Source organism: Amycolatopsis sp. NPDC003861 (assembly GCF_053605405.1).
Map to the genome: position 1 here is coordinate 103,072 of NZ_JBSGJD010000001.1, position 21,217 is coordinate 124,288.

18 protein-coding genes are annotated in these 21,217 nt (G+C 73.9%); 3 read left to right on the forward strand and 15 right to left on the reverse strand.

All coding sequences use genetic code 11. The annotated features are described in order from the left end of the window. Positions 1-4 precede the first annotated feature (4 nt). The 9 genes from ACWEVN_RS00470 to ACWEVN_RS00510 all read right to left on the reverse strand — a co-directional run bounded on the left by ACWEVN_RS00470 (position 5) and on the right by ACWEVN_RS00510 (position 9,863). Positions 5-745 (reverse strand): ribonuclease activity regulator RraA, encoded by a 741-nt coding sequence (locus tag ACWEVN_RS00470; protein ID WP_452049685.1) that lies wholly within the window; start codon positions 743-745, stop codon positions 5-7. A 40-nt stretch (positions 746-785) separates the two neighbouring features. Next, entirely contained in the window at positions 786-2,237 is a 1,452-nt protein-coding gene (locus ACWEVN_RS00475; protein WP_452049686.1) for an amidase, read from the reverse strand. 68 nt (positions 2,238-2,305) lie between these two features. Further along, entirely contained in the window at positions 2,306-3,760 is a 1,455-nt protein-coding gene (locus tag ACWEVN_RS00480; RefSeq protein WP_452049687.1) for a sensor histidine kinase, read from the reverse strand. Next, the gene (locus ACWEVN_RS00485) at positions 3,757-4,449 is read right to left on the reverse strand and encodes a response regulator transcription factor (protein WP_452049727.1); all 693 of its coding nucleotides are present in this window, start codon (positions 4,447-4,449) and stop codon (positions 3,757-3,759) included. Before ACWEVN_RS00485 ends, ACWEVN_RS00480 begins: the two co-directional genes overlap by 4 nt. After that, the gene (locus ACWEVN_RS00490) at positions 4,446-5,534 is read right to left on the reverse strand and encodes a streptophobe family protein (RefSeq protein WP_452049688.1); all 1,089 of its coding nucleotides are present in this window, start codon (positions 5,532-5,534) and stop codon (positions 4,446-4,448) included. Before ACWEVN_RS00490 ends, ACWEVN_RS00485 begins: the two co-directional genes overlap by 4 nt. Continuing rightward, a complete protein-coding gene (locus tag ACWEVN_RS00495) occupies positions 5,534-6,298 on the reverse strand; it encodes an ABC transporter permease (RefSeq protein ID WP_452049689.1) in 765 nt (254 codons plus the stop codon). Before ACWEVN_RS00495 ends, ACWEVN_RS00490 begins: the two co-directional genes overlap by 1 nt. Further along, complete coding sequence (locus ACWEVN_RS00500) at positions 6,295-7,197, reverse strand: ABC transporter ATP-binding protein (RefSeq protein WP_452049690.1); 903 nt, start codon at positions 7,195-7,197, stop codon at positions 6,295-6,297. Before ACWEVN_RS00500 ends, ACWEVN_RS00495 begins: the two co-directional genes overlap by 4 nt. Before the next feature lie 114 nt (positions 7,198-7,311). Then, positions 7,312-8,655, reverse strand: coding sequence for an NtaA/DmoA family FMN-dependent monooxygenase (locus ACWEVN_RS00505; RefSeq protein WP_452049691.1), 1,344 nt, complete (start codon positions 8,653-8,655; stop codon positions 7,312-7,314). 11 nt (positions 8,656-8,666) lie between these two features. Then, a complete protein-coding gene (locus ACWEVN_RS00510; RefSeq protein WP_452049692.1) occupies positions 8,667-9,863 on the reverse strand; it encodes an LLM class flavin-dependent oxidoreductase in 1,197 nt (398 codons plus the stop codon). A 198-nt stretch (positions 9,864-10,061) separates the two neighbouring features. On the opposite strand from ACWEVN_RS00510, the gene ACWEVN_RS00515 reads away from it, so the two are divergent. Both ACWEVN_RS00515 and ACWEVN_RS00520 read left to right on the forward strand, forming a co-directional pair. Further along, positions 10,062-11,300, forward strand: a complete 1,239-nt coding sequence (locus tag ACWEVN_RS00515; protein ID WP_452049693.1) for a sulfite oxidase — start codon at positions 10,062-10,064, stop codon at positions 11,298-11,300. Positions 11,301-11,593: 293 nt separating this feature from the next. Next, entirely contained in the window at positions 11,594-14,464 is a 2,871-nt protein-coding gene (locus ACWEVN_RS00520) for a BTAD domain-containing putative transcriptional regulator (protein WP_452049694.1), read from the forward strand. Here the strand turns inward: ACWEVN_RS00520 and ACWEVN_RS00525 are convergent. From ACWEVN_RS00525 to ACWEVN_RS00545, 5 genes are all read right to left on the reverse strand, one after another. Then, positions 14,437-14,853 carry a S26 family signal peptidase gene (locus tag ACWEVN_RS00525; RefSeq protein ID WP_452049695.1) on the reverse strand — a complete coding sequence of 139 codons (417 nt, stop codon included), beginning with the start codon at positions 14,851-14,853 and terminating at the stop codon, positions 14,437-14,439. The genes ACWEVN_RS00520 and ACWEVN_RS00525 overlap by 28 nt on opposite strands. After that, positions 14,853-16,643: an ABC transporter ATP-binding protein gene (locus ACWEVN_RS00530; RefSeq protein ID WP_452049696.1), complete on the reverse strand. Its 1,791-nt coding sequence runs from the start codon at positions 16,641-16,643 to the stop codon at positions 14,853-14,855. Before ACWEVN_RS00530 ends, ACWEVN_RS00525 begins: the two co-directional genes overlap by 1 nt. Further along, positions 16,640-17,131 carry a TlpA family protein disulfide reductase gene (locus ACWEVN_RS00535; protein ID WP_452049697.1) on the reverse strand — a complete coding sequence of 164 codons (492 nt, stop codon included), beginning with the start codon at positions 17,129-17,131 and terminating at the stop codon, positions 16,640-16,642. The genes ACWEVN_RS00530 and ACWEVN_RS00535 overlap by 4 nt, the downstream gene beginning before the upstream one ends. A gap of 12 nt (positions 17,132-17,143) precedes the next feature. Next, on the reverse strand, positions 17,144-17,677 hold the full coding sequence (locus ACWEVN_RS00540) for a MauE/DoxX family redox-associated membrane protein (protein WP_452049698.1): 534 nt from the start codon (positions 17,675-17,677) through the stop codon (positions 17,144-17,146). 70 nt (positions 17,678-17,747) lie between these two features. Then, positions 17,748-17,885 carry a hypothetical protein gene (locus tag ACWEVN_RS00545; protein WP_191308504.1) on the reverse strand — a complete coding sequence of 46 codons (138 nt, stop codon included), beginning with the start codon at positions 17,883-17,885 and terminating at the stop codon, positions 17,748-17,750. Between the two features lie 193 nt (positions 17,886-18,078). Here ACWEVN_RS00545 and ACWEVN_RS00550 point away from each other — a divergent pair, with 193 nt between their 5' ends. After that, positions 18,079-18,483 (forward strand): peptidase inhibitor family I36 protein, encoded by a 405-nt coding sequence (locus ACWEVN_RS00550; protein ID WP_452049699.1) that lies wholly within the window; start codon positions 18,079-18,081, stop codon positions 18,481-18,483. On the opposite strand, the gene ACWEVN_RS00555 is transcribed toward ACWEVN_RS00550, so the two are convergent. Further along, on the reverse strand, positions 18,480-21,158 hold the full coding sequence (locus tag ACWEVN_RS00555; protein ID WP_452049700.1) for a glycoside hydrolase family 9 protein: 2,679 nt from the start codon (positions 21,156-21,158) through the stop codon (positions 18,480-18,482). The genes ACWEVN_RS00550 and ACWEVN_RS00555 overlap by 4 nt on opposite strands. Positions 21,159-21,217: the final 59 nt, after the last annotated feature.

A 21,217-nucleotide genomic window follows, 5' to 3' on the forward strand; every position in this document is an offset into this window, starting at 1 on the left:
CCGGTCAGTCCCGGCCCTGTTCGGCGCGCCACCGCTCGTACTCGGGCCGAGCCTCGTCCGAAAGCGGGTAGTACCGCCGCAGGTCCCCGCCCTCGGCCAGCCGGATCCGGGAGAACTCCTCCCACTCCGCGTGGTCCCGGGCGGCCTCGAGCAGGGCCGGGGCGAGCTTGACCGGCACCACGACCGCCCCGTCGTCGTCGGCGACGACGATGTCGCCGGGCTCGACGAGGGTGCCGCCGCAGGCCACCGGCACGTTGACGGCGACCGGGACGATGCCGGTCTGGGCGTGGAAGTTCGGCGTGGCGCCCCGGATCCACAGCCCGAGCCCGAGTTTCCTGGCCTCGCCGATGTCGCGCAGGCACCCGTCGACCACGACGCCGGCGCCGCCGCGGCCCTTGAAGTAGGTCAGCATCATCTCGCCGAACACACCGCTGCCCATGTCGCCGCGCGCGTCGACGACGATCAGGTCGCCGGGCTTCGTGTGGTACATGACGTGCCGGTGCAGCTGCTTCTCCGGTTCGGCGTATTCGTCGACGGGGTAAAGGTCTTCGCGCTTCGGCAGGAACTGCAGCGTCAGCGCCGGGCCGGCCACGCGCACGCCGGGCGTCACCGAAACCGGGCCGCTGATGAACGCGCTCCGGATGCCCATCCGGCTCAGCTCGGCACTGGCCGTGGCGCTGCCGATGGTCGCGAGAGCCGCGCTGAGCTCGGCGGGCGGGCGAACGATGTCGGGCGTCTCGACCACGTCGGCAAGCTCCCTCGGATCTGCGCTGGGACAACCGATTCTACCGCGGAGCCCGGAATCCGCCGATCTCCCGTTCGAGCAATTCGGCCAGCCGCAGCGGGGTCCGGTCCTCGAACATCGGGCCGATGAGCTGCACGCCGACCGGCAGGCCCTCGGGGGACCGCCCGGTGGGCACGGCGGTGGCGGGCAGGCCGGGCATGGTGGCCAGACCGGCCCAGACGAGCTGGTCGAAATAGGGGTGTTCGGTGCCGTCGATGTCGATGCGCCGCTCCAGCGGAGTGGCTTCGTGGTCGTGCGGGAACGCGGGTGTCGGCGTGATCGGGCAGACGACGGCGTCGAACTCGGCGAACAACTGCCGCCAGCCGTGGCGGTGGACCTCACGGCGGTGGTTCGCGGCCATCCAGTCGCGGTGGCTGGACACCAGGGCGCGCACCCGCACGGCGTCGAGGCTCCGGTCGTCCGCGCTCAGCGCAGCGGCGTGCGCCCGCAGCTGCTCGTCGGATTCGATCGGAAACCGGGCCACCGAACCGGAAATCAGCAATTGCATGTAGAGGGCCGCGGCTTCGGTCAGGTCGGGCAGCAGCGGACTGTGCCGTTCGACGCGGGCGCCGGCGTCGGCGAGCGCGTCCGCCACCCGGTGCACGCCCGCCCGCACGGCGGACCCGGTCGGGATGCACGGGTGCTCGTCGAGGACCAGGACCCGGAAGTCGCCGAGCTTGTCGTGGCGGGCGGGTGGCAGGGAAAGCCGGTACGCCAAGCCGTGCGTCCACGGATCCGGTCCGGCCATGACGTCGAACAGGAGCGTCAGATCGCGGGCGGTGCGCGCCATCGGCCCGACGACGGCGAGGTCGAGGTCGACCGGCAGGGCCGGCTCGGACGGCGGGACCATGCCGCGGCTCGCGACCAGCCCGAGCGTCGGCTTGTGCGCGTAGACACCGCAGAAGTGCGCGGGGGTGCGCAGCGAGCCGGCGATGTCGGAGCCGAGCGACAGTGCGCCGAACCCGGCCGCCAGTGCGGCCGCCGACCCGCCGGAGGACCCGCCCGCCGTGCGATCGGGGTCCCACGGGTTGGCGGTGGTGCCGTAGATCTCGTTGAAGGACTGGATGTCCTGGAGTCCCAAGGGCACATTGGTCTTGCCGAGCACCACCGCCCCGGCGGCCACGACCCGCGACACCTGGACCGCGTCCTCGGCGGGCACGTGGTCCCGGTGCTGCGGCATCCCCCAGGTCGTCGGCAGCCCGGCGACGTCGTAGCACTCCTTGACGGTGATGGGGACGCCGAGCAGCGGCCGGTCCTCCCCGCGGGCGCGCGCCCGGTCGGCCCGCCGCGCGGCGGCGCGCGCCCGGTCGAAGTCCGGTACGCAGATGGCGTTGATCGCCTTGTCCTCCCGTTCGATCCGGGCGATCGCGTCTTCGGTCAGCTCTGCCGAGGACACTTCGCCGGCGCGCAGAGCAGCGATGAGTTCGTCGGCCGATGCGTGGTTCCATTCCATGAAAACGACCGTAACGGGCCTCGGGTGGAGCCATAAAATCCGATTTCGCGCAATGGGGACGGTCGAAGTCAGTCCGTGAATTCGTGCTCCGGCAACGGCAACACGAGCCGGAAGCAGGCGCCCTTCCCGAGTGACGTCGCCAGTTCGACGTCGCCGCCGTGGGCGCGGGCCAGGGACCGGGCGATCGCCAGGCCCAAGCCGGCGTCCGCGCCGGGTGTGCGCGTCCGGGACCGGTCCGCCCGGTAGAAGCGGGTGAAGACGCGGCTCGCCTGCTCCGCCGTCATCCCCGGGCCTTCGTCGGCCACTTCGAGCACCGCGCGGCCGTTCGCCGTGCCGACGCCGATGCGGACCCGCGTGCCCGAAGGGGTGTGGGCGGCGGCGTTACCCACCAGGTTGGTGACGACCTGCCGCAGCCGGGCCTCGTCGGCGTCGACCGGTGCCGGGCCGGGCGAGCCGGCACCGCCCGGCCCGGTCAGGGAAACGGGCCGGCCCGGGTCGAGGGCGCGCAGGTCGTGGCGGGCGTCGCCGGCCAGGGTGCGCAGGTCCATCGGGGCCCGGTCGAGCTGTTCCTCGGGGGCCTCGTCGAGCTGGGCGAGCAGCAGCAGGTCCTCGGTCAGCGCGGTGAGCCGGGTGGCTTCGCGGTCGATGCGGCGCATGGCTTCGTCCACATCGGACTCGCCGGTCAGCGCGCCCATCCGGTACAGCTCCGCGGATCCCTTGATGCCGAACAACGGCGTGCGCAGTTCGTGGCTGACGTCCGAGACGAACGTCCGCATCCGCGCTTCCGACGCGGCCCGGTCGGCGAAGGCTCGTTCCAGCTGACCGAGCATGGTGTTCAGCGACACCGCCAGGTGCCCGATCTCCGTCCCGGGCGCCGCGAGGTCCGGGACGCGCCGGGTGAGGTCGCCGCCGGCGATGGCCGCCGCCGTGTGCTCGATGCGGCGCAGCGGCCGCAGTCCCCGGCCGAGGGCGAACCAGCCGGCCGCGGTCAGCACGACGAGCAGCGCGGCCCCGGTGACCAGGCTGCTCGTCCGCAGCTGGGTGATCGTGGCGTCGGCTTCGGCGAGCGGCGCGGCCGAAACGACCGTCCCGCCCCAGCGGACGGCCGGGCGCGCGACGGCCCGCCAGCGCTGCGACCCGTCGGCGGCGTCGAGGTCGACGGCCGTCCCGTCGGCGGGAACCGAGCGCAGCGCGTCGATCGGCGGCAGCGTCGCACCGTCCACTCGCGACGAATGGAGCCCGCCCACCGCCGCGCCGCTCGGATCGAGGTACACGACGTACGGGGTGCCGAACAGCTCGAGCGCGGGGTCGACGAGATCGGGCCGCACGGCGGGGTTCGCGGACGGCGGCGGCCCGGCCGCGCGGGAGATGAGCTCGGTCATCGAACGCAGCTGGCCGTCGAGCCGGTCGAGCTGGAACCGTTCCAGCTGCCCGGAAACCAGCGCGCCGATGAGGGTCAGGCCGGCCAGCAGCAGGACCGCGGTGAGCAGGAGGAGCCGGGCCCGCAGGGAAAGCCGCCTCACCGGCGGGGCTCCCGCAGCACGTAGCCGACGCCGTGCACGGTGTGGATCAGCTTCGGTTCCCCGGTGTCGACCTTGCGGCGCAGGTAGGAGATGTAGGTGTCGACGATGCCGGCGTCGCCCCCGAAGTCCTCGCGCCACACCCGGTCGAGGATCTGTGCCTTCGACACGACGCGCCCGGCGTTCTCCATCAGGTAGCGCAGCAGCCGAAATTCCGTGGCGGACAACCGGATCGCCTGCCCTTCGCGCGTCACCTGGTGGCCCTCGGCGTCGAGCGCGAGCGTGCCGACGGTCAGCACGCCCGCCTGGTGGCCCGCGGTCCGGCGGAGGATCGCGCGGATCCGCGCGATCAGCTCCGCCAGGTCGAAGGGCTTGGTCACGTAGTCGTCGGCGCCGAGGGAGAGACCGGTGACCTTGTCGGACTGGCGGTCCCGCGCGGTCAGGAACAGGACGGGCACCGGCGCGCCGTGGCCCGGGTGCCGCTCGCGCAGCCGCCGGACCACCTCGAAGCCGTCCGCGTCCGGCAGCATGACGTCCAGCAGCACCAGGTCGGGCGGCTCGGCGGTGGCCGCGGCGACGGCTTCCCCCGCGGTCGCCGCCGACGTCACGTGGAAGCCGGCGAACCGCAGCGCGGCGGAGAGCAGCTCGCGGACGGTGGCCTCGTCGTCCACCACCAGAAGCCGGGACGTCATCGCTTCCATACCCGCGAGGATACGGAGATCCCGTCGGCGAGCAGGGAGCCCGCGAAGCCCGCCACCGCACCGGCCGCGAGCCCGGCCACCAGCGCGAGCAGCGGGTTTGCCGCCAGTCGTGCGGTGAAGACGGGCAGTGACAGGCCGAACGCGCCGACGGTGACGTCGATGGAGATCCGCGACAGCAGCGTCATGACGGCGAGCACGGCACCGGTCGCCGGCGCGAACCGCACAGCGCTCGCCACAGCCCGGCGCCAGGGCGAGCCGAGCCGGCGGCTCCGGACCGCGACACCGCAGGCGAGCAGCACCCCCGCGGCCACCCAGGACGCCGGGCCGCCCGGCGCGAGGTCCGGTGCGCAGGGGAACAGGCCGGTGGTGGAGACCGTCCACGGCACGCCCAGCCCCAGCAGCAGGACGCCGGAGACCAGCTGCGGGAGGAAGAGCAGCACGGCCCCGGCCGCGGTGGAGCCGCCGAACACCCACGCGAGGACCAGGCACCCGACGGTGCTCCCGGCCGCCAGCCACCCCACCGCGCGTACACCTCTGGTGCGGACGCGGAACCGGGTGCTGACCCAGCAGCCGCCCAGGACCAGCGACGTCCAGACCACCGCACCCAGTATCGCCGGACCGACGGCCACGGAGAACCCGGCGTCCAGTGCGCCCGGGAGCGGCAGGCGCGACGAGGCCCCGCAGCCAGCGGCCGTGACGCCGGCCGGGAGCGTCAGCTTTCCCTTTGCTGCCACCGCGAACGCGCCCAGCCCGAGCGGGAACGCCACGGCCGCCGCCGCGCCGCGGACCAGGAGCCGGTCGCCGCGGTGGCGCAGCAGCATCCCGCCCAAAACCGCCGCGCCCACCAGCGAAACCCCGAGCGGCAGCACGTGGAGGCTGCCCCGCACGGCGACCGGGAGCCCGGCCGCCGGAACGGCGCCGACGTCCGCCGAGCCGCCCACGGCGAGCGCGACGGCCGCCGCGGTCAGCGCGCCGAGGTCCCCGGCCCCCAGCAGCGCCAGGCCGGCGGCGGCGACCACGGTCATGGCGAATAGCGCGGCGGCGGCCGCCAGCACGCCCCGGCCGGCTTCCCGCATCAGACGTCCCGCCGCCGAAAGACCACGAACGCCCCGGCCAGCACGGCGGCGACCCCGGCGGCCATCCCGGCCAGGTTCAGCCACGGGTGCGGGAAGTCCGGATCGGGCACCGTCTTGAGGACCGCGGACGCGCCGAGCGTCGGCCAGTAGAAGAAGAGCCGGTGCAGCCAGGCGGGGAAGAGGCCGGCCAGGGCGGGGACCAGGAAGACGATCCCGACCAGGGTGGCGAGCGCGCCCGCGGTGGCGCGCATGATCGTGCCGAGCCCGGCCGCCAGCAGCGCGATCACCGCGAGGTAGAGCCCGCCGCCGGTCACCGCGGAGAGCACGCCCGGGTCGCCGATTCCGGCGTGCGGCACGCCGTGGCCGGCGAGGACGGCCTGGCCGAGGAAGAACGCGGCGAACATCAGCGCCTGTCCCGCCACCACGGCGACCGCCACCGCGACGACCAGCTTGGCCGCCAGCAGCCGGTGCCGGCGCGGCGTGGCGAGCAGCGACGTCTGCAGCTGCCCGGTCGCGTGCTCGGCCGTGACGACCAGGATGCCGAGCACGCCGATGATCAGCTGCGCGACGATGTAGGACGTGAGGCTGCGGTCGGTCGGGTCCCAGGGTTCGTCGCCGGGGTAGTCCTTCGCCGCGGCGTTGAGGGCGAGGGCGGTGATGCCGAGCCCGGTGCCGAACAGGCACGCGAGGGTGTACCAGGTGGAGCGCAGGCTGCGCAGCTTGATCCACTCCGCGCGGACGGCGTGCGTGAAGGACACGCTCATGCGAGGGCCCCCTGGTAGTCGACGCTGTCCCTGGTCAGCTCCATGAAGGCGTCTTCCAGGGAGACGCGCTGCGGGGTGAGCTCGGCGAGCGCGATGCCGTGGTAGGCCGCGAGTTTCCCGATCTCGGCGCCGGTCAGGCCGGACACGACGAGCGCGGCCTCGGCCCCCTCCCGCACGGTGGCCCCGGCGGTGGTCAGCAGCCGCGCGAAGCCCGGTTCGGGCGTGCGGACGAGCACCGTGCCTTCGCCGCGCACGAGCTCGCTCACGGCGGTGTCGGCGACGAGCTTCCCCCGGCCGATGACGACCAGGTGGTCGGCGGTCTGCGCCATCTCGCTCATCAGGTGGCTGGACACCAGCACCGCACGGCCCTCGGCGGCGAGGGAGCGCATGAGGCCGCGGATCCAGCGGATCCCCTCGGGATCGAGCCCGTTGACCGGTTCGTCGAAGATCAGCACCCGCGGGTCGCCGAGCAGGGCCGCGGCGATGCCGAGCCGCTGCCGCATGCCGAGCGAGAAGCCACCGGCGCGCTTGCCCGCCACGCCGTCCAGCCCGGTCCGGCCGAGCACCTCGCCGACCCGGCGCCGGGGGAGGCCGTTGCTCACCGCGAGGGCGAGCAGGTGGTCGCGGGCCTTCCGGCCCCCGTGGACGGCCCCGGCGTCGAGCAGCGCACCCACCTCGGTGAGCGGAACGGGGAGGTCCCGGTAGCGCCGCCCGCCGACGGTGACCGAGCCGAGCGTCGGCGCGGCCAGGCCCACGATCATCTTCATGGTCGTGGACTTCCCGGCGCCGTTGGGCCCGAGGAACCCGGTCACCTGCCCGGCTTCGACGGTGAACGACAGGTCGTCCACCACGGTGTCGGGCCCGTACCGCTTGGTCAGGCCCCGTATTTCGATCGTCATGCCGGCGAGCGTGGCCCGCCTGGCTGGCCGGTTCCGGGGAGGTTCTGGGAGAACCCGGTGAGTCCGCCGGTCAGGGGCGGTGGTGGCCGCGGGTCACTCGGGAAATCGCAACCGTCAGCCCTCGGCCGGCTCGATCCCCAGGTGGTCGCGCAGGGTCGAACCCGCGTACTCCGTCCGGAACGAGCCGCGCTCCTGCAGCAGCGGCACGACCTTGTCCGCGAACTCGTCGAGGCCGCCGGGCGTGACGTGCGGGACGAGGATGAACCCGTCACTGGCGTCGGCCTGGACCAGGTCGTCGATCGCCGCCGCCATCGTCGTGGGTGAGCCGATGAACGTCTGGCGGCCGGTGACCTCGATGATCAGATCGCGGGTGGACAGGTTCTTCGCCTCCGCCAGCTGCCGCCATTCGCGGGCCGTGGCGACGGGGTCGCGGTACATGCGGACGCTGGCGCGGCCGGGGGCGATCGTCGACCCGTCGACCACCGGGTCGGCCGACGGCAGCGGGCCGTCGGGGTCGTGGTCGCTCAGGTCGGTGTTCCACACCTGCTCGAGGAACTTGATCGCGGTCTGGCCGCTGACCTGCTGCCGCCGGACGACGTGGGCGCGTTCGTGGGCGTCGGCGTCGGTGTCGCCCAGGACGAACGTCGCCGCGGGCAGGATCACCAGCTGCTCCGGCTTGCGGCCGTACTTCGCCAGCCTGCCCTTGACGTCGGCGTAGAACGCCTGCCCGGCCTCCAGGGTGCCGTAGCGGCTGAAGATCGCGTCGGCGGTCGCCGCGGCGAACTCGCGGCCTTCGTCGGAATCCCCGGCCTGGATGATCACCGGCCGGCCCTGGGGGCTGCGCGGCACCGGGAACCGGCCCTCGATGTCGAAGTGCGCGTCGTGGTGGGCGAAGGCGCCCGCCGCCGGATCGCGCAGGAACACGCCCGAGCCCGCGTCCGCGGCGACCTCGTCGCCGCGCCAGGAGTCGAACAGCTCCCACGCGGTGCGCAGGAACGTCTCGGCGCGCTCGTAGCGCTGGTCCTGGGGCAGGAACCCGCCGCGGCGGAAGTTCTCGCCGGTGAAGGCGTCCCACGACGTGACGACGTTCCACGCCGCGCGCCCGGCCGAGAGGTGGTCCAGCGAGGCGAACTGGCGGGCCACCTCGAACGGCTCGTTGAACGTCGAGTTGATCGTGCCGGCCAGCCCGAGCCGCTCGGTGACCGCGGCCAGCGCCGAGAGCACCGTGAAGGTGTCCGGGCGGCCGACGACGTCGAGGTCGTAGATCTGCCCGTTCTGCTCGCGCAGCCGCAGGCCTTCGGCGAGGAAGAAGAAGTCGAACTTCGCGCGCTCGGCGGTCTGCGCGAGCTTGACGAAGGAGCTGAACTCGATGTGGCTGCCGGCTTCGGGGTCGCTCCACACGGTCGTGTTGTTGACGCCGGGGAAGTGCGCCGCGAGGTGGATCTGCTTCCGGGACATCTCGGGCCTCCTCAGACGGCGGAGTAGCGGTTGGCGGGCCGGGACAGGCCGAGCAGGCCGCGCAGCGTGCTCGCCTCGTAGCCGGTGCGGAAGGCGCCGCGGGAGCGCAGTTCGGGCACCAGGCCGCGGGTGATGGCGGTCAGGTCGTGCGGGAGCGCGCCCGGCCGGAGCCGGAAGCCGGACAGCCCGGCGCCCTGCCAGTCGAGCAGCAGGTCGGCCAGCCCCGCCGGGGTGCCGGCGAAGATGTGCGCGTCGGACGGGTACTCCGCGCCGAACCGGTCGTCGAGCCGCCGCTTGCGGTCGGCGGCCGCCTGTTCGGTCTCGTCGAGGAACACGACGACGTCGCCGAAGACGTGCAGTGTCTCGCCGCCGCGGCCGGCCTTCTCCTGCTCCTCGCGCACGGCGGCGACGATCGCGCCGGCCTGGGCGCGGTCGAAGGGCGTCACGTAGACGACGTCGGCGGAGCGGGCGGCGAGCCGGTACGGGACGGCGGCGTGGGCCAGCGCGGTGACCGGCGGCTGGCCCTGGGGCGGCCGCGGGGTGATCGACGGGCCCTTGACCGAGAACCAGCGCCTGGTGAAGTCGATGTAGTGCAGTTTGCCGCGGTCGACGAACCGGCCGGTGGCGACGTCCCGGATCTCGGCGTCGTCCTCCCAGCTGTCCCAGAGCCGGCGCAGCACCTCGACGTAGTCGGCGGCCTCGTCGAACAGGTCGGCCAGGGGACTCGGTTTGCCGGGGTCGGCGGAGTCTTCGAGCCGGAACTCGCCGAACTCGCGGCGGCCGATGTGCCGGTTGTCGTCGTGACGGCCGGCCACCTGGACGCGCACGCCGGCGCGGCCGGTGCTGACGTAGTCGAGGGTGGCGATGGCCTTCGACAGGTGGAACGGCTCGGTGTGGGTGACCACGGCGGTCGGCACGAGCCCGATGTGCGAGGTCAGCGGGGCGACGCGGGCGGCGATCAGCACGGCGTCGAGGCGGCCCTGCACGATGTCGGTCCGCTCGCCCGGCCGGTCGAGGTAGCTGACGGTCTGCAGGGCCAGCGAGTCTTCGAAGGTGACGAAGTCCAGCAGGCCGGCCTCGGCCTCGCGGACCAGGCCGGCCCAGTAGCCCGCGGTCAGCAGCTCGCCCGCGCGTGCCCCGGGTTCGCGCCACGCGGCCGGGTGCCACCCCGCTCCGTCCAGCGCGACGGCGATCCGTGGTCCTGTCATCCCGGCGTTCCCTTCTCCTCGGCCCGTACCCGCAGTGTGCGCCGGACCCCCGGCCCCGGGCGGCCGCGGCCACCTGCTGGGACGACGCCGGGCCGCGGGAATAAACGCCAGGGTCGCCGGTGGACCGTCCATTGCGGACTCCCGTTCCGCTGGGTGGACGTGCTGGCCGCCGGCGGAGGTGATCCCGAGAATGCCCGCATGACGGCGTTCACCGAGGAGACCGCTTACGACCGGGTGCGGCTCGCGCAGTGGCGGGCGGGCGGGGCGCGCATGCCGGGGTTGAGCCGCCGCGACCTGCTGCGGCTGACGGCGGCGGGCGGTCTGGCGCTGGCCGTACCGGGCACGGCCGCCGCCGCGGCCGGGGGACCGATCGTGAAACCGCTGCCGCCGGAGCTGTTCGACGTCCACGGCAGCAACGCCGAGACCCGCTGGGAAGCGATGAGCGGCCGGGGCTACCTCACCCCGGTCGACCGGTTCTTCGTCCGCGACCACACCTCGACGCCGGTGCTGGACGCCGATACCTGGCGGCTGCGGTTGTTCGGCTCCGGGTTGCGGAAGCCGGCCGAGCTGTCCTACCGGGAGCTGCGCGCGCTGCCGTCGGAGACGATCACCGCGTTCATCGAATGCGCCGGCAACGGGCGGAGCTTCTTCACGAGCCAGCAGGGCCAGACGGTCGCCGGAACGGCGTGGAAGCTCGGTGCGGTCGGGGTCGCGCGCTGGCGCGGCGTCCGGCTGGCGACGGTGCTGGCCCAGGCGGGGCTGACCCGCGACGCCGTGGACGTGCTGCCGGAGGGGCTCGACGCCGACTACGTCACGGGTGGGGTGAACCTGGGCAAGGTGCGGCGGCCGCTGCCGGTGGCGAAGGCGCTGGAAGACGTCCTGCTGGCGTATGAGATGAACGGGCAGCCGCTGCCGCCCGACCACGGTTTCCCGGTGCGGCTGGTGGTGCCGTCGTGGGCCGGGATCTCGTCGATCAAGTGGCTCGGCCGGATCGAGGTGTCGGCGACGCCGCTGGTGTCGCCGTGGAACACGCAGTACTACCGGTTGCTGGGCCCGGACTACCCGGCCGAGGGCACGCTCGTCACCGAACAGGTGGTGAAGAGCGCGTTCGAGCTCCCGTGGGACGCGACGCTGGCGGCCGGACGGCGCCAGGTGCTGCGCGGCCGTTCCTGGTCGGGCCACGGCCGGATCCGGCGGGTGGAGGTGAGCACGGACGGCGCCACCTGGCAGCCGGCCAAGCCGGTCGGCCCCGCCCACGACCGCGGCTGGCTGCAGTGGGAGTTCCCGTGGCGGCCCCGGAAAGCCGGGGCGTACACGCTGCGGGCGCGGGCCACCGACGTCACCGGGGTGCGGCAGCCGGACGTCGCGCCGTTCAACACGCAGGGGTATCTGTTCGGCGCGGTCGTCCGCCACCCGGTGACGGTGAGTGCCTCGTAGGCCTTCGGGATCCGGCACCGGAGGCGCGGAAGGGAGCGCCGGTCGTGTCCCGTTGGGGAAGCGCGTCCCGTTTCGAGGCAGCACGAAACGTTTTCGCGCCGGTTGACGGTGCTCGCGGGCCGCTGGCAACGTCCCGCGCAGCGAGAGTGCGTCACCCGGCTGGGGAAGGCGGGACGTGACGAGCCGGCACTCTCGCTACTGGGGTTGACCTTTCCGGGTGCCGATCGCCGGCCGCGCCGCGTCTGGTTCGCGCGTGGCCCGCATCGTGCTACCCGATCTCGAAGGGCAGGCGATTGCTGGAAGCCACTGTCCTCGGTCCCGTCGGCGCGCAGGTCCAGGGGACGTCGGTGCCGGTCAAGGGCCGTTTGGGGCGTACCGTCCTCGCCGTGCTGGCGCTGGCGTGCCGGCAGCCGGTTTCGGTGGAGCGGCTGATCGACGCCCTGTGGGGTGAGCGGCCGCCGGCCACCGCGCGGACGCAGGTGCACATCCAGGTGTCCAAGCTCCGGGCCGCGCTCGACCGGGCCGGTGCCGCCGAGGCCCTGGTCACCGTGCCGAGCGGGTACCTGCTGGACTGCCTCGCCGACGTCGACGAGGTGCGGCGGCTGCTCGCCGCGGCCCGGGCGGCCGGGGACCCCGCGGACGCGGCCGGCCTGCTGCGGTCGGCGCTCGACCGGTGGTCCGGGACGCCTCTGGGCGGGGTGACCGTGCACCTGGCCGGCGCGGAACTGCCCCGGCTGGACGAGCTGCGGATCGGCCTGGCCGAGGAGTGGATCGACGCCGAGATCGCCTGCGGGCGGGCCGCGCGGCTGCTGCCCGAGCTGACCGCGCTGGTGCAGGCCCACCCCCTGCGTGAGGGCCTGCACCACCGGCGGATGCGTGCGCTGCACCGCGCCGGGCGGCGGGCCGACGCGCTGGCCGCGTTCCGGGACGCCCGGCGCGTGCTGCGGGACGAGCTGGGCATCGATCCGTCGCCGGAGCTGCTCGCCCTGGAAGCCGAAATCCTCACCGCCGGGACGTCGCCGACTGCGGCCGTGGTGCCCGCCCAGCTGCCGCCGCGGACCGCCGGGTTCGCCGGGCGGGACGCCGAAGCGGCCGCGATCCGGGCCGCGGTGGCGCGCCGGACCGGGGCGGCACCGCTGGTGCTGGTCACCGGGATGCCCGGAATCGGCAAGACGGCGCTGGCCGTGCACGCCGGCGCGGCGGCGGTGCACGCCTACCCCGACGGGCAGCTCTACGCCGACCTGCGGGGCGCCGACGCCCGGCCGGCGGCCCCGCACGAGGTCCTCGCCGGTTTCCTCCGTGCGCTGGGAGTGGCGGCCCGGTCGATGCCGGCCACGCTCGAGGAGCGCACGGCCGAATTCCGCAGCCGCACCGCGGGCAAGCGGGTGCTCGTCGTGCTGGACAACGCCGCCACCGCCCGGCAGCTCGAGCCGCTCCTGGCCGCCGATCCGGGCTGCGCCACGATCGTGACCAGCAGGTACGTCCTGCCGGAGGTCGAGCCGTCGGTGCGGGTGCCGCTCGCGCCGCTGCCGGACCGCTCGGCCGAGACCGTGCTGGCGAACGCGGCGGGCGCGGACCGGCTCGGCGAAGGCGTCGGCGAAGGCACGGTCGCGGCGGTGCTCGAGGCGTGCGGGGGAGTACCGCTCGCGTTGCGGATCGCCGGGGCGCAGCTCGCCGCGTACCCGAAGCTCAGCGTGGCCGAGCTGGCCGCGCGGCTGTCGGACGAGTCGAGGCGGATGCGGGAGCTGGTGGCCGGGCAGCGCAGCGTGCGGGACAGCCTCGACACGAGTTTCCGGTTGCTGGACCGGGACGCGCGGGCGGCGATGCTGGCGCTGGCGGCGATCGGGGCGCCGACGTTCACCGGCTGGCCGCTCGCGCCCGTGCTCGGCGTGCCGCTCGCGCGCACCGGCGAGGTGCTGGCCCACCTGTGCGCGATGAACCTGCTCGAGCAGGCCGGGCCGGGGCGCGACGGCGTGCCGCGCTACCGGATGCACGACCTCGTGCGGGCCTACTGCCGCTCGGTCGGCCCATCCCTGGCGCCGGGGGCCTTGGAGCGGCTGGCCGGGTGGGCGGTCCAGCTGACCCGGCACGCCCACGAGGGCATCCTCGGCTCGCCGGCGGGGTACGCGCTGGTCGCCGAGACCGCCGCGTCGCTCGGCCGGGACGTGGTGCGGCACGTCGTGACGGAACCGCTGCCGTGGGTGGGCGCGGACGCCGACGTCCTGCTCGCCGTGTTCGACCTGGCCGTGCGTGGGGGCCTGCGCCGGCGCGCGGCGGCGCTGCTGCTGGTGCTGCGGGCCCCGCTCGTGCGGCTCGACCTGTACGACCACGGCGCCCGGGCGGCCGCGCGGCTGACGAACGTCGCCGGCGACGACCCGGTGGTGCGGGTGACCGCGGCGCTGGTCACGGCGACCGCGCGGATGCACCGCAGCCGGTACGCCGACGTCGTCGCCATCCTGAACGAGGTGCCGCTGCGGGAGGCCGACGTCGCGCTGCGGGCGGAGGTGCTGACCAAGCTGGGCGACGCCCACGAGCGGTGCGGTGACTGGCACCGCGCGATCACCGCCCTGCGCGAGGCCGTCGGGTGCTTCCGGAAGTCCGGGAACCGGGCGGGGGAGTCGGGCTGCCACAGCACGCTGGCCGCGTTGTACCGCGACCACGTCGGCGACCTCGGCGCGGCGAGGATCCACGGCGCGAAGGCCCTGCGGCTGGCCGACGCGGCGGGCGAATGGAAGACCCGCGCCCAGGTGCGGCTGGTGGTCGTGCGCACGGCGTTGGCGTGCGGCGACAGCGCGGCGGCGGTCCGCCTGGCCGGACAGGCCCGCGACCTGTCCGAGCGGAACGGCGACCCGATCGGCCGGACCTGGTGCCTCACCGCCGAAGCCGACGCCCACCGCGCCCACGGCGACCTGCCGGCCGCCCGGAAGGCCGCGGACCGCGCGCTGGTCCTGGCCCGCCGGATCCGCCGCCCGGACGCGGAATCGGCCGCGCTGCTCGCGTTGGCCTCGGTCGAACTGGCGACCGGCGACCGGGCGGCCGCTCGCCGTCTCGCTCTCGCGGCTCTGCGGTTGCAGGACCAGTTCGACAGTCCGGCGGAGCGGGCCGAGGTCGAGAAGGTGCTGGCGGTGATCGAGTGTCAGCTGCCGGCCGGCGCCGGGCGGTGAGGGACCGCGCCGGCCACACTCGCCAGGTCGATGTAGCCGAGCTGGCGGGAATCCTCGCTGTGGCCGGTGTTGTCGCCGGCCACCACCACCCGGCCGGCCGGGACGATCGCGTGGCCGGTCCCCAGCCAGGCCGGGACCGGGTCGCCGGCGACCGCCGCGATCCTCTTGATGCGCCACGCCACATCGGTGGCCGCGGCTCGGGGGCGGAAGACGATCACGTCACCGACGCGGTACTCCCGCCGCCGGGTTGCGACCACCCGCTCGCCGTCGTGGAACGTGGGGGACATGCTGTGGCCCCACACCCGGGCCACCACGTACCTCCGGCGCAGCACCGCCAGCAGGACCACGAGCACCACCACCATCACCACACCCGCCGCGAGCCCGGCCATCATGCCTCCGCCATCGCATATCCCTTGGCCTGCAACGAAAACAGCCGGGCGTACTCGCCGCCCGCGGTGAGCAGGTCGTCGTGGGTGCCCTGCTCGATCACCCGGCCGCCGTCGAGCACCACGATCCGGTCCGCGCCGCGCAGGGCGGACAGGCGGTGGGAGATCAGCACGCTCGTCCGGCCGGCCCGGTGGGTGCGCAGGGCCTCGTGGGTCCGGGTCTCGGCGTCGGCGTCCATGCCGGAGCTGGGCTCGTCGAGGATGAGCAGGTCGGCGCCGGCGCGCATGAGGGACCGGGCCAGCGCGACCCGCTGCCACTGGCCGCCGGACAGCGCCGCCCCGGACTTGTCGTCGACGTCCAGGAAAGCCCGGGACAGCAGGGTTTCGTAGCCGCGCGGCAACGCCGACAGCGCCGGGTCGATCTCGGCCAGGCGGGCCGCGGCGCGGATGCGGCCGAGGTCGCCGAGGTGGGTGACGTCGCCGATGCCGACGTTGTCGGCCGCGGTCAGGTCGTAGCTGGTGAAGTCCTGGAAGGTGGCGCCGATCCGGGCCCGCAACGCGGCCGGGTCGCAGGTGCTGATGTCCACGCCGTCCCACAGGATCCGCCCGCGGTCGGGGTCGTAGAACCGGCACAGCAGCTTCACCAGCGTCGACTTGCCCGCGCCGTTCACCCCGACCAGCCCGACCGCGGCTCCGGCCGGAATCACCAGGTCGACCCCGCGCAGCACCCACGGGCCGGCCGGGTCGTAGCGGAACCACACGTCCCGCAGTTCGATGCCGGTCGTCAGCGCGGGCACGGCGTTCGTCCCGGGGGCGAGGTCGGGTTCGGTCGCGACGACGTCGAGGTAGTGCCGGAACAAGCCGAGCGAGCCGCCGGCCCGGCCGAGCTGGCCCAGCAGCGCGCCCACCGGGGACTGGATGCCGGCCACCGCCGCCGTGAAGAGGGTGACGTCGCCGATGGACAGCGATCCCCGGGCGGCGCCGGTCGCGGCGACCACGAGGGCGATGCCGGCCACCACCGCCGAGACGACCGCGGCGGCGATCCCGGCGGCGGCGATCCGGCGCTGCATGGCGCATTCGCTGGCCGTCGCCGCACGCACCGCGGTCACCATGCGCGACCGGAACAGGTCCGCGAGGCCGAAGAGCCGGATCTCCTTGGCCGCCTTGAGGTCCGAGCAGAGCGAGCGGAAGAGGAACCGCTGGCGCTGGGTGGCCATCATCGCCTCGGCCTCCCGCGCGCGCAGGCGGGACAACGTCAGCTGGGAGACCGCCGCGGCCGCCAGCGACGCGGCGAGCAGCCCGGCCATCGGCGGCCACACGAGCAGGACGGCACCGCCGAACCCGAGCACGGCGATCAGCGTGCGCACCGACTCGACGGTCAGGGCGAGCACCGCGGGCGACGCCTCCTGCGCGCCCTGCTCGGCCAGCCGGACCCGGTCGAGGAACGCCGGGTCCTCCAGCCGGCGCAACCCGGGCAGCGCGCCGACCGCGCCGACCAGCCGGTCTTCCGCCTCGATCGCCGATTTGGCCCGCACGATGGCGGTGCAGTAGGAGGCGACGGCGGTGATCGCGGCCGCGACGGCGAGACCGGCCGCCGAGCCGAGGGCCAGCAGCACGATCAGGCCGCGGTCCCGGCCGCCGGCCAGCTCGTCGAACAGCAGCTTCCCCAGCCACGCCGACACCGCGGGCAGGGCCGCGGCCAGCACCGCCAGCGCGACCGAGCCGCCGGTGGCCACCCGCGATGCGCGCCAGGCGATGCCGAACGCGGGGCCCGCCGCCCGGAGCAGGTTCATCGGGCGGGCTGCAGGCGCACGGCGTCGAGGTCGTGGCCGGCGGCGGCGATCCGCCGGTCCCGGACGCGGAGCAGGGTCGGGGTGACGTCCCCCGCGGTGAACGCGGCCGACACAGGGCTGCGGTCGCCGACGTAGGCGACGCGCACCGACGGGCCCAGCCCGGCCGCGTACTCGACGGCCTTGGCCCGGTCACCGCCGTCGATCACGAACGCGACGGTCGGCTCGGTGAGCTTGTCCGCGATGCGCCGGCACGGCCCGCAGGTGGGGGAGAGGAACGCGACGAGCACGTCGTCGAGCTCGCCGTCGGTGACGGTCCGGCCGTCGGCGTCGGTGACCTCGAACGCCCCGATCTGGGTGCCCACGGCGGGCAGGTCGGGGGTCACCGGACGACGTTGCTCGTTCAGCAGCCGGATGATCGCCGAGGACAGCAGGAGGTTGAGCACCGTCAGCACGGCCAGCACCGCGACCACGGCCACCAGGAACGACATGGGATACCTCTTTCAGCGATGGGCGGTGTCCGTCCGGCCGACCAGGCCGGCCAGGCTGTCCCAGTTGATCGCGACGAGTGCGCCGAACGCGCCGACGAGCGCGGCGGCGGCGCCGGTGTCGAGGCCGAGACCAGGCCCCGCCGGGACGACGGCGGCCGCGGCGGCCACCACGGCGAGGAGTGCGTTGCGGACGAGGTGGGTCCGCCCGAGAACCGCCCCGGAGCGGCCGAAGCAGCGGCAGGTGACGCGCCGGCCCAGCCGCATCGACCGGGCGATCGCGGCGCAGAAGACGAGCAGGATCGCCGTCGCCAGCCCGAGCCCGGCCCGGGAGGTGCCGGGGACCCCGGCGAGCACGGCCGCGGCCAGTTCGGCCACGGCGGTCCCGGCGGCGACCGGCAGCCAGCCGACCGGTGACCGGCCGAGCGGCGCCAGCGAATCGGTGAACTCGGTCAGCCGCGCCCGTCCGGCGAGCTTCCCGACGGCCGCGACCGCGAACACCAGCCCGATCAGGACCCGGGCGGCGAACACGAACTGGGCGCCGAGCATCGGTGCACCTCCTTGGGCGGGCCTTTCCCGCCGCGGGGGGACCGCGGCGGGAAAGGCGAGGACGCCGCGGTTACTTGCAGTTGCCGTAGCAGTCGTAGTGCAGCGTCTTGCAGACCTGGCCGTGCTCGGGGATGCAAGCGCCGGCCTTCACCTCGCGCAGGAACAGCCCCAGCAGCCGGTCACCCAGGGCGTTGATCATGCGAGCCATGATCACTCCTCTCATCAGCGGGAATCGACGAGAAGATCGTTGCGCAGCCGCGCTATCCGTTCGCTATCGAGGAAACCGGCGGCGCGGCCGAACGGGTGAACCGGCCGGCCGGGCCTCAACGGCCCACCGGCGTGGAACGTGACGGTGCGGGTGCCCGGACCGCGGGCACCGGCGCACGGGAGAAGGAGTCCACGTGGGAACCATCGGGAAGAACGTCGTCCGGACGTCGTTGGCCGTCGGCGCGGCGGCCGCACTGGCGATGGCGGTGACCGGCACCGCTTCGGCGGCGACGCCCCGCAACGGGAAATGTGAGCTGGGCGAGTTCTGCTTGTGGTACGGGTACAACCAGACCGGCTCGGTGTCGGACTTCAACGGCTCGGTCAGCGACTACGGGACCACGCAGCCGACCTGCTACGAGTTCAAGGGCCCGGGCCTCGGCCAGGGTCAGTGCATCCGGAACAACGCCTCGTCGGTGAAGAACAACACCACCGGCCACACCATCTTCCTCTACTTCAGCGGCGGCCACTACCAGCTGAGCGTCGGGCAGGCCCTCAACGTCGGCAACCGGGACACCTCGCACACCTTCATCCGCAACTAGGGTTCGATGCCCCAGTCGAGGGTGCCCGAGCGGTAGGCGGTGACGGCGGCGAGGTCGGCGAACGACGCCGCCGCGCGGTAGCTGTAGTCGTCGGCCTGGTTGAACGCCGACCAGTCGGCCTTCGCGACGCGGACCTGGACCTCGCCGGTGCTCGCGCCGGCGGCGAGGGTGCCGCCGGTGAAGCCCAGTTCGACGTAGGCGTCGGCCCCTTGGCGCGGCGAACCGAGCTTCACCACGCGAAGGGAGACGTTGCCGCAGCCCAGAACCGCGTAGTCGCACCAGATCTGGTAACTCGGGTTGGTGCCGTCGCCGGTGAACCAGTAGCGGGCGGTGACACCGCTGAGGGCGACCGGGGTGCTGCCCCGGTTGACGACCTGGAGGCCGGTGCGGATCTGGTTGCCGGTGGCCGCGCTGTCGCCGCGCTGCTGCACGGCGAGCGAGCCGGTGCCGGGGTCACCGCCGCCGGTCGTGGTGGTGACCGAAACCGGGCTGCTGGCCGGGGACCGGTTGCCGGCCGCGTCCCGGGCGCGCACCGAGAACGTGTACGCGGTGCCGGGCGTGAGGCCGGTGACCTGGTAGCTGGTGCCGGTGGCGCTGCCGATCACCGCGCCGGCCGCGTTCAGCACTTCGTACCCGGCGACGCCGACGTCGTCGGTGGCGGCCGTCCAGGTCAGAGAGGCCGTGGTGCTGCCGGGCACGGCGGTCACCCCGGTGGGGGCGGCCGGCGGGGTGGTGTCCGCTGTGGACGGTCCCGGCTGGGTGCCCCACAGCACCGCCGAGCCCTGCGTGAGCACCAGCCGCGAGGAATCCGCGGGCGCCGATCCGGCGGCGGCGAGACCGGTGTGCGACCAGTCGTCGGCCGGGTTCCAGGTGCCGGCACTGGTGATCCGGAACTGCACTTCCTTGCGGTAGCGGGACTGCCCGCCCGGGGCGACCCCGCCCGAGCACGGCACCTCGACGTAGTAGACCGCGCCGGAGAACTGGTGCACGGTCGGCGCGTCGCACTGGTTGTAGGCCGAGGTCACCGAGATCTGGCCGGGGGTGGTGGCACCGTCGAGGGTGAAGAAGTAGCGCAGCGAGCCGGTGAACGTACGGGCGGGCCAGGCCGACTTGTTGAGCACGTACGCCTTGACTTCGGTGAACGTGCCACCGTCGGGCTGGTTGAGGGCGCCCTGCGCGAGGATTTCCGGGCCGTCCGGGGTTTCCCGCGGCGGGAAGGAGGCCAGCGGGGTGCCGCCGTACTCGCCGTAGAGGCGGGCCAGCGCGCTGGTGAAGCCGGCGTTGTAGTCGAGCGCCACCTCGTTCATCGTGTAGTTCGTGCGGTCGTCGGTGTAGGCGTCGTTGGCCGAGCTGGGGCCGCCGACGAGCGCGCCGTAGAGGGTGTGCCGGCTCTGCGTGGGCTCGTTGATGTTGTCGGCCCAGGAGCCGTGCGCGGTGCGGTGGTGCGGGTTGCGGGGTGGGTTGACGCCGAACCCGACCTCGAAGCTCGCGCCGCGCGGGTTGTCACCGAGCGCGTAGTCGATCTGCCGGACGCCGAAGTCGTGGTACGTCGTGGCGCGCGTGGGATCGGTGCTGCGCAGCCAATCGGAGTAGACGAGCGCCACGAACGCGGTGTTGGCCGCGTACCGCAGCGAGCCCCACTGGTCGAGCACGGCCTGGCCGCCGGGGGAGTAGGGCACGCGCTGGCCGTTGACGCCGGTGGTCCACCAGTCCAGCCAGCGGTTGGCGTCGGTCACGTACTCGGCGTCGCGGGTGAGCTGGGCGAGCAGGACGTAGGCGCCGTAGGACTTGTCGTCCCAGGCCAGTGTCCAGCGGTAGGAGCGGGTGGTGGTCTGCGGTTCGGTGCCCAGCTTTTCGTACTCGGCGCGCGCCTTGGTCAGGTAGCTGCTGTCGCCGGTGGCCTTGTAGAGCCAGATCGCGCCCCACACGAGCTCGTCCTGGTAGCCGCTCCAGGACTTGTAGAAGTTCTGGGCGTCGGTGATGCAGTTGGAGTAGACGCCCCGGTGGTTGTCGGCGAACGAATACAGCTGCTTGGCGTGGGTGAGCAGGGTTGCCGCGTAGGTCGGATCGCCGCTCTGGAACACCATCGAGCCGGCCGCCAGCTGGGCGGCGGCTTCGCCGGCGAGGTCGGAGCCGGGGCAGGAGTCGTCGATGCGGTAGGCGGGCCGGGCCATGGTCATCGTCTCGGCGGGACCCCACCACTTGTGGTCGTCGTCGCCCTTGCCGACCTGGCCGTAGAGCACGTCGGGCTGCGGGTGCGCCTTGATCAGCCAGTCGTTGCCCCAGCGCAGGTTCGACAGCAGGGCCGCCCACTGGCCGGAGTTCTGGTAGGCGGTGCGGTTCTCCAGCGCGCCCCAGGCGAGCATGGTCATGCTGAACTCGAACGGCAGCCCGAACTTGACGTGGTCGCCGGCGTCGTAGAATCCGCCGGTGAGGTCCAGCCCGACGTCCTTGCCGTCGTTGAGCGCCGAGGGCCCGCGCCAGGAGACCCGGTTGTCGGCGGGCAGGGTACCGGAGCGCTGAGCGTCGTAGAACCACACGGCTTTCTGCAGCGCCTCGCCGTAGTTGAACTTCCCGGCGGCGGCCGCGGGCCCTCCCGGCGCCACCAGGGCCAGGCCGAGCACGAGCAGCGCCACGATCGCCCGGGTCATCGCCTTCGTCGTCGAAGTGCGCACGCCGCCTCCTCAGCCTGGGAGCGCTTCCAGAGAGGAAGGGTAAAGAGTGGATCCGACGG

Excerpts from the sequence above, each read along its gene's own strand:
- ACWEVN_RS00475 (WP_452049686.1), bottom strand. The coding sequence starts at position 2,237 with ATGGAATGGAACCACGCATCGGCCGACGAACTCATCGCTGCTCTGCGC.
- ACWEVN_RS00485 (WP_452049727.1), bottom strand. The coding sequence starts at position 4,449 with ATGACGTCCCGGCTTCTGGTGGTGGACGACGAGGCCACCGTCCGCGAG.
- ACWEVN_RS00490 (WP_452049688.1), bottom strand. The coding sequence starts at position 5,534 with ATGCGGGAAGCCGGCCGGGGCGTGCTGGCGGCCGCCGCCGCGCTATTC.
- ACWEVN_RS00495 (WP_452049689.1), bottom strand. The coding sequence starts at position 6,298 with ATGAGCGTGTCCTTCACGCACGCCGTCCGCGCGGAGTGGATCAAGCTG.
- ACWEVN_RS00500 (WP_452049690.1), bottom strand. The coding sequence starts at position 7,197 with ATGACGATCGAAATACGGGGCCTGACCAAGCGGTACGGGCCCGACACC.
- ACWEVN_RS00505 (WP_452049691.1), bottom strand. The coding sequence starts at position 8,655 with ATGTCCCGGAAGCAGATCCACCTCGCGGCGCACTTCCCCGGCGTCAAC.
- ACWEVN_RS00510 (WP_452049692.1), bottom strand. The coding sequence starts at position 9,863 with ATGACAGGACCACGGATCGCCGTCGCGCTGGACGGAGCGGGGTGGCAC.
- ACWEVN_RS00515 (WP_452049693.1), top strand. The coding sequence starts at position 10,062 with ATGACGGCGTTCACCGAGGAGACCGCTTACGACCGGGTGCGGCTCGCG.
- ACWEVN_RS00525 (WP_452049695.1), bottom strand. The coding sequence starts at position 14,853 with ATGGCCGGGCTCGCGGCGGGTGTGGTGATGGTGGTGGTGCTCGTGGTC.
- ACWEVN_RS00530 (WP_452049696.1), bottom strand. The coding sequence starts at position 16,643 with ATGAACCTGCTCCGGGCGGCGGGCCCCGCGTTCGGCATCGCCTGGCGC.
- ACWEVN_RS00535 (WP_452049697.1), bottom strand. The coding sequence starts at position 17,131 with ATGTCGTTCCTGGTGGCCGTGGTCGCGGTGCTGGCCGTGCTGACGGTG.
- ACWEVN_RS00540 (WP_452049698.1), bottom strand. The coding sequence starts at position 17,677 with ATGCTCGGCGCCCAGTTCGTGTTCGCCGCCCGGGTCCTGATCGGGCTG.
- ACWEVN_RS00545 (WP_191308504.1), bottom strand. The coding sequence starts at position 17,885 with ATGGCTCGCATGATCAACGCCCTGGGTGACCGGCTGCTGGGGCTGTTC.